This window comes from Gordonia sp. UBA7860 (genome assembly GCF_002500165.1).
In the GTDB taxonomy this organism is placed as follows: domain Bacteria; phylum Actinomycetota; class Actinomycetes; order Mycobacteriales; family Mycobacteriaceae; genus Gordonia; species Gordonia sputi.
In genome coordinates this window covers 21,365-27,941 of sequence record NZ_DLSO01000011.1, presented here as the reverse complement: position 1 = coordinate 27,941, position 6,577 = coordinate 21,365, and the positions used below count along the sequence as shown (strand labels likewise).

Genomic DNA, 6,577 nt, shown 5'->3' with positions numbered 1-6,577 from the left:
ATCGCCCTGCGGGTGCAGTCGGAATACAGCGCGTCGGGCGACGCGTAGGGACTCTGACTCATGGCCAGTCGATCGGCCGGGGCGAGCCCGGCGCTGATCTTGCGCGAGAGCGGCGCGATCGCATGGTCGAGCAGTTCGATGACGGCACCGTGCAGTTGCACACGTCGCTGTGCGTCCGACGTCGCGAGCGTCCGTGCCACCCCACGGTTGCGCTCTCCAGCGACGACCTCGAGTGATGGATAGCGTGTGATCTGTTGTCCGGCAACGGTATCGACGCTCGACTCGGCAAGTGTTCCGATTCCGTCGGCCGTCCACGTCGGGTACACCCGACGCGGCGTCGGCGCAGGCGCGTCACCCTCGATACGTCGGCGGAGGTCGGCGAGGGATTTGCCGGTGGCGACCGACTCCTCTCGCTCGTCGATCACGACGAAGTTCATCCGAAGGTAGGCGGGGAGTCGCTCGGGAGCGAAGTCGTCGGCCGCAATCGTCTGCCCGGTGATCGTCGACAGTTCACGCGCGAGGCCGGTGGTGAGTGGCTCTCGGCGTGGGGTGAGGCGAGACAGCGCGAGATCGGCGAATCGTCCGGCGGGGGCCATCGTTTTGCGGATGGTCTTGGGCAGTGTCTTGATCAACTCGGTGGCGAGTTCGCTACGCATTCCCGGGACCAGCCAGTCAAAACCAGCAGGACGTACGTGTCGCAACAGTGGACGCGGAATGAGCACGGACACACCGTCATCGGGCGCGCCGGGCTCGAACCGGTATCGCAGGCGGTAGCGGGTATCGCCCTGTTGCCACTCGCCGGGATAGTCGGCATCGGCGACGTGGACGTCGGCGGCGACGTCCGCCGGGGTGAGGTCGAGCAGCGCCTGGTCGGCTCGGCGCGCCTTCTTCCACCAGGTGTCGAAGTGGCGTGCCGAGGTGACCTCGGCGCCGATGCGATGGTCGTAGAAGTCGAACAGTTGGTCTTCGGTGATCACCACGTCGCGGCGTCGAGCGCGGTGTTCGACTTCGGCGGCGTCGGACAGGAGTGCTCGATTGCGTTCGAAGAACGGATGATTGGTCTTCCAGTCGCCTTCGACGAGCGCGTGCCGGATGAACATGTCCCGCGCGGCTGCGGGGTCGATGGGGCCGTAGTCGACGCGGCGTCGGGCCACCAACGGGACGCCGTAGAGCGTCGCACGTTCGTATGCCATCGTGGCACCGCGCTTCGACGACCAGTGCGGCTCGCTGTATGTGCGTTTGACCAGGTCGCCTGCGAGTCGCTCGGCCCACAGCGGGTCGATTCCCGCGACGGTGTGCGCGAAAAGTCGTGACGTTTCCAGGATCTCGGCGGCCATCAGGAATGCGGGCGGCTTCTTGGAGAGTGACGAGCCGGGAAAGATCATCAGCGTCGTGTTGCGTGCGCCGGTGTACTCCCGACCCTCGGCGTTGCGGGCGGCGATGTTGCTCAGGAGCCCGGACAGTATCGCCTGGTGGATCGCATCGGTGTGGTGTGACACCGCGGGCTCACCAGAATTCTTCGACGTCCCAGATTCTTTCGTCGACCAGCCGAGATCGTCGACGATGCGCCGTAGCTGTCGGTGCAGATCCTGCCATTCGCGGATGCGGAGGTAGTGGAGGAACTCGCGCTCGCAGGTGCGGCGGAACTGGTTGCCGGACAGCTCCTGTCGCTTCTCCTGCAGGTAGCGCCACAGTGCGAGGTAGCCCATGAAGTCGGACCCTGGCACGACGAACCGTTTGTGCGCGGCGTCGGCAGCCTCGCGATGATCGCCGGGCCGCTCACGAACGTCGGGAATCGACAATGCGGCGGCGATGACCAGAACGTCGTCGAGACAACCGGATTCGTGCGCGGCGATCAGCATGCGCGCGACCCTCGGCTCGACCGGGATACGCGACATCGTCCGTCCGACAGGTGTCAACCGCGGCGTGGTGTCGGTCTTGTCGGTCGTCGTGATCGCGCCGAGCTCGGTGAGAACCCCGATGCCGTCGCGGATACCGCGTGCGTCGGGAGGTTGGACGAAGGGGAAGTCGGCGATGTCGCCGAGCCGCAGCGAGGCCATCTGCAAGATGACCGACGCGAGGTCGGTGCGGAGAATCTCGGGGTCGGTGAAGGCGGGGCGGGCGTCGAAGTCGGCCTCGCTGTACAGGCGGATGCAGATGCCGGGGGCGACTCGTCCGCAGCGCCCGGCGCGCTGACGGGCGCTCGCCTGCGAGATCGGTTCGACCGGGAGTCGATGGATCTTGGTGCGCGCCGAGTATCGCGAGATACGTGCGGTACCCGTGTCGATCACGTAGCGGATGCCCGGGACCGTCAGCGACGTCTCGGCGACGTTGGTGGACAACACGATTCGATTGCCGCGTGACGGTGTGAACACCTTCTGTTGTTCGGCGATCGACAATCGTGCGTACAGCGGAACCACTTCGGCGCCTGCCGCGACTCGTCGGGACAGCGAGTCCACCGCCTCACGGATGTCACGCTCGGTGGGCAGAAATACCAAGATGTCGCCACCGGCATTGCTGCGTCCCCACAACTCGTCGATGGCGGCGTCGATGCCCTGGATCTGGTCGAGGTCAGCGTGCTCGCCGCCACCGCGCTCGTCACCCGTGTCGGGGCCGTCGGAGGAGACGAGGGGGCGGTAGCGGACGTCGACGGGATACGCCCGCCCCGACACCTCGAGGACGGGTACCTCGGCGTCGGGCGTGGTGAAATGCCGCGCGAACCTGTCGGGTTCGATCGTCGCCGACGTGATGATGAGCTTGAGGTCGGGGCGACGGGGGAGCAGTCGGTGCAGGTACCCGAGGATGAAATCGATGTTCAGGCTTCGTTCATGCGCCTCGTCGATGATCAGCGTGTCGTAGGCGCGCAGCATCGGATCGGTGGCGATCTCGCGCAGGAGGATGCCGTCGGTCATCACCTTGACGAGGGTGTCGGCGCCGGAGCGGTCGGAGAACCTCACCGAGTACCCCACGGCATCGCCGATCTCGGTGTTCGTCTCGTCGGCGATACGCCGTGCCACCGAACTCGCGGCGATACGCCTCGGCTGGGTGTGACCGATGGCGCCGCGCACGCCTCGGCCGAGCTCCAGGCAGATCTTGGGAAGCTGGGTGGTCTTGCCCGATCCGGTTTCGCCCGCGATCACCACGACCTGGTGAGTGGCGATCGCGGCAGCGATTTCGTCGCGGGCCTCCGAGACCGGCAGCTCCGGTGGGAACTCGAGCACCGGAACGGATGCTCGACGACGCTCGATGCGTCGTGAGGCGGCGTCGATGTCGCGCGAGAGTGCCGCCACCGCATCGGCGTTCGGCGACGCACCGAGCTTGTCGACGCGGCGTCGGAGGCGGTGTTGGTCGACGATCGGCAGGTCGGTGAGTCGACGTCGAAGCGAGCGTTGATCCGTCGAAGAAGGCTGCGTCGCCGCGGCGGTGGAGTCGCCGGGCTGTGATTCGGGGGAGACGGACATGATCTTTCAAGGATATGTGTCGATACATGGCGCGACGCAGTCCGACCTCTCACCAGTGAACGGACTGACGACCCTGAGTGCTCTGACCGTGATGCCGCCGGGCATCATTGAGCACATGTCAGGTTCACTGTGGCACGGATTCGCCGATATGGGGTCGGTCAGCGCAAGCGGCCCATTTGTGATCACGCGGGGTGAGGGCACCCGCGTGTGGGACCGTGATGGCAACGAGTATCTCGACGCCACCGCTGGTCTGTGGTTCACCAACATCGGTCACGGACGCACCGAGGTCGCGCAGGCGGTGGCAGATCAGCTCTCCACTCTCGCGCACTATTCGGGATTCGGAGATCTCACCGCAGACGTCACCGACGCGCTTGCCGACCGGCTTGCGACCATCGCGCCGGTTCCCGGGAGCAAGATCTTCTTCACCTCGGGCGGAAGCGACTCGATCGAGACCGCGGCGAAACTCGCACGGCGCTACTGGGTGGAGATCGGCAAGCCGGAGAAGACGATCATCGTCGGCCGGACCAAGGCCTACCATGGCATGCATGTCGCGGGCACCTCGCTCGCGGGCATCCCCGGTAACCACGACGGCTACGGCACCCTGATGCCCGACGCGCAAACCGTCGAGTGGGACGACGCCAAGAGCCTGCTGGGTCTGATCGAACGCGTCGGCGCCGACAAGGTCGCCGCGTTCTTCTGCGAGCCGATCATCGGTGCAGGCGGCATCTACCTTCCGCCCGAGGGGTATCTGGCCGAGGTCCGACAGATCTGCCGCGATAATGACGTGCTGTTCGTCGCCGACGAAGTGGTGACCGGCTTCGGCCGTATCGGAGGCGAGAGCTGGTTCGCTTCAACGCGCTTCGACCTCCAACCCGACATGATGACCACAGCCAAGGGTCTGACGTCGGGGTACGTTCCGATGGGCGCGGTGTTCATCGCGCCGCGTGTCGCCGAACCGTTCTACGCCGGTGGTGTCTGGTGGCGTCACGGCTACACCTACGGCGGACACGCGGGAGCCGCGGCAGCTGCGATGGCCAACCTCGACATCATCGAGCGGGAGGGCCTCCTGGCCGAGGCGTCGAGGCTCGAGGGCGACCTGGCAGACAAGCTCGCCCCGCTCGCCGACGTCGCCGCGGTGTCCGAGGTGCGCACCGGACTCGGTGCGGTGACGGCCGTCCAACTCGCCGACCCGGCGCAGGCGCCCGCAGCGGTCGGTGCCCTGCGTAAGCACGGCGTGAGCACTCGCGCCGCGGGCCAGGGCGCGCTGCAGGTGTCGCCGTCGTTCGTCATGCAAACCTCCGAGGTGGCCGAACTCGCTGACCGCATCGGCGCCGCGTTGGGCTGAGCGGCTTCGCCACCCCGGAAGTAGTCATCCCTGCGTCGTCGGCAACACCTCGATAGACGCGGCGTTGACCGCCGCCGGTAACGACACCGACCACGCCACGGCCTCTGCGATCGCGGCCGCGGATATCGGAGGAGTGTGCACCGCGAAGTCGGCGAGGGACTCCTTCGAGCCCGGATAACTCATGTCGTGGCCTAGGTCTGATTCCGTCATACCCGGTTCGACGGCCCGCACCCGGATTCCGTCGGGTCCGAGCTCGGCTCGGAGGATGCGCGAGAGGTGGCTGACCGCGGCCTTCGTCGCCATGTAGACCGCGTAGGTCGGCAAGACCAGGTGCGCGCCGATCGAACTGATCAGGACCAGGTCGGCGGGCCGTCCGTCGACCGCTGCCGTTCGCAGTCCCGGGACGGCTGCACGTGCGGTGTCAAGCACACCCATCACGTTGACGTCGAGCATGCGACGCCACTCGGTGCGGTCGGCGTGGGCGAAAGGGGCAGCGAGCATCGCGCCGGCGTTGGCGACGACGAGATCCGGTGTACCGAGGTTCGCGGTCACCTCGTCGAAAGCCGCTTCGATCGCTGCCGGATCACTCACGTCTGTCCTGACGGCCAGTCCGTCGATCTGCTCGGCGACCGGTGCGATCCTGTCGATTCGGCGGCCCAGGAGCGCGACACGGGCCCCGCGGGCCGCGAGCGTGCGGGCAGTCGCGGCGCCGATGCCCGTTCCGCCGCCGGTCACCACCGCGATGCGGCCCTCGAGGGTGGTGGTTGAAAATGCAGTGCTCTCGTGTTGTGTCATGTTCCGAGCGTCGACCGTGGACGACGACCCGACCACGCCGCGTGGTGAGGGGTCCTCGCACTACCTGGCTGATCGTCGGTGCCCGCCTAGACTTTTTTCATGACCGCTCTCGGTGAGTTCCTCCGCGCCCGGCGCGAACGGGTCGACCCGACGTCGCTCGGTCTGCGCACCGTCGGACCACGTCGCACGCCGGGACTTCGGCGCGAAGAGGTCGCGAGTCTCGCCGGCATCAGCGTCGAATACCTCGTGCGGCTCGAGCGCGGACGTGACAGGAATCCGTCCGCAGCAGTCGTGGCCTCGCTCGCCGATGTCCTCGGGCTCGACGACTCAGAGCGCGATCACCTCGCCGCGCTCGCCGACGTACGCATCGATGTCGACTTCGCCGATCACGACGTGGTCGAACCGATTCGAGTACTGATGGGACAGTGGCAGCAGCCGGCGATCGTGATGAATCGGTTCATGGACCTGCTCGCCATCAACGACGCCGGTGTCGTGCTCCACGGTGCCCTCGGGCTCGAGGTCGGCGACAACATGCTGCGCAAGCTGTTCCTCGATCCCCAGGCGCGACCGATCTACCTCGACTACGAGGATGTTGCCGCCGAGACCGTCGCCAATCTGCGCTCGCTGACCGGCGCGGATATCGACCACCCCCACCTCCGCGACCTCGTCGGCGAACTCTCACTGCACAGCCCGCTGTTCGCGGAGATCTGGGCGCGTAACGACGTGCAGGTCAAGTCGAGTGGGTCGAAGCGGATGCATTTTGCCGACGTCGGCGTCGTCGAGCTGCATTGGGACACACTCGAAGTGGCCGGTGCGCGAGGGCAGCGCGTCGTCGTGTACCAGCCGGTCGAAGGCACCGGCAGTGCCGAGAAGCTCGCACGCCTCGATGCCGCCACCGCTCCTACGTTCAGGACCGTCGGACGCTGACCGAACACCAGAATGCCCCGGCCTCTGACGAGACCGGGGCATTCGTGTC

Annotated in this window: 4 protein-coding genes; 2 read left to right on the top strand and 2 right to left on the bottom strand. The window is 66.7% G+C overall.

All coding sequences use genetic code 11. The features are described from left to right. The coding region (gene hrpA / locus B3T59_RS01605; RefSeq protein WP_287001339.1) for an ATP-dependent RNA helicase HrpA at nt 1–3,461 on the bottom strand (3,461 nt) is incomplete at its 3' end. A 115-nt stretch (nt 3,462–3,576) separates the two neighbouring features. Here hrpA and B3T59_RS01600 point away from each other — a divergent pair. Continuing rightward, nucleotides 3,577–4,806, top strand: coding sequence for an aspartate aminotransferase family protein (locus B3T59_RS01600; RefSeq protein WP_251721447.1), 1,230 nt, complete (start codon nt 3,577–3,579; stop codon nt 4,804–4,806). A gap of 24 nt (nt 4,807–4,830) precedes the next feature. On the opposite strand, the gene B3T59_RS01595 is transcribed toward B3T59_RS01600, so the two are convergent. Beyond that, complete coding sequence (locus B3T59_RS01595; protein ID WP_287001338.1) at nt 4,831–5,601, bottom strand: SDR family oxidoreductase; 771 nt, start codon at nt 5,599–5,601, stop codon at nt 4,831–4,833. 99 nt (nt 5,602–5,700) lie between these two features. Here B3T59_RS01595 and B3T59_RS01590 point away from each other — a divergent pair, with 99 nt between their 5' ends. Continuing rightward, the gene (locus tag B3T59_RS01590; protein WP_251721168.1) at nt 5,701–6,528 is read left to right on the top strand and encodes a helix-turn-helix transcriptional regulator; all 828 of its coding nucleotides are present in this window, start codon (nt 5,701–5,703) and stop codon (nt 6,526–6,528) included. The last annotated feature ends 49 nt before the right edge of the window (nt 6,529–6,577 follow it).

Excerpts from the sequence above, each read along its gene's own strand:
- B3T59_RS01600 (WP_251721447.1), top strand. The coding sequence starts at position 3,577 with ATGTCAGGTTCACTGTGGCACGGATTCGCCGATATGGGGTCGGTCAGC.
- B3T59_RS01590 (WP_251721168.1), top strand. The coding sequence starts at position 5,701 with ATGACCGCTCTCGGTGAGTTCCTCCGCGCCCGGCGCGAACGGGTCGAC.
- B3T59_RS01595 (WP_287001338.1), bottom strand. The coding sequence starts at position 5,601 with ATGACACAACACGAGAGCACTGCATTTTCAACCACCACCCTCGAGGGC.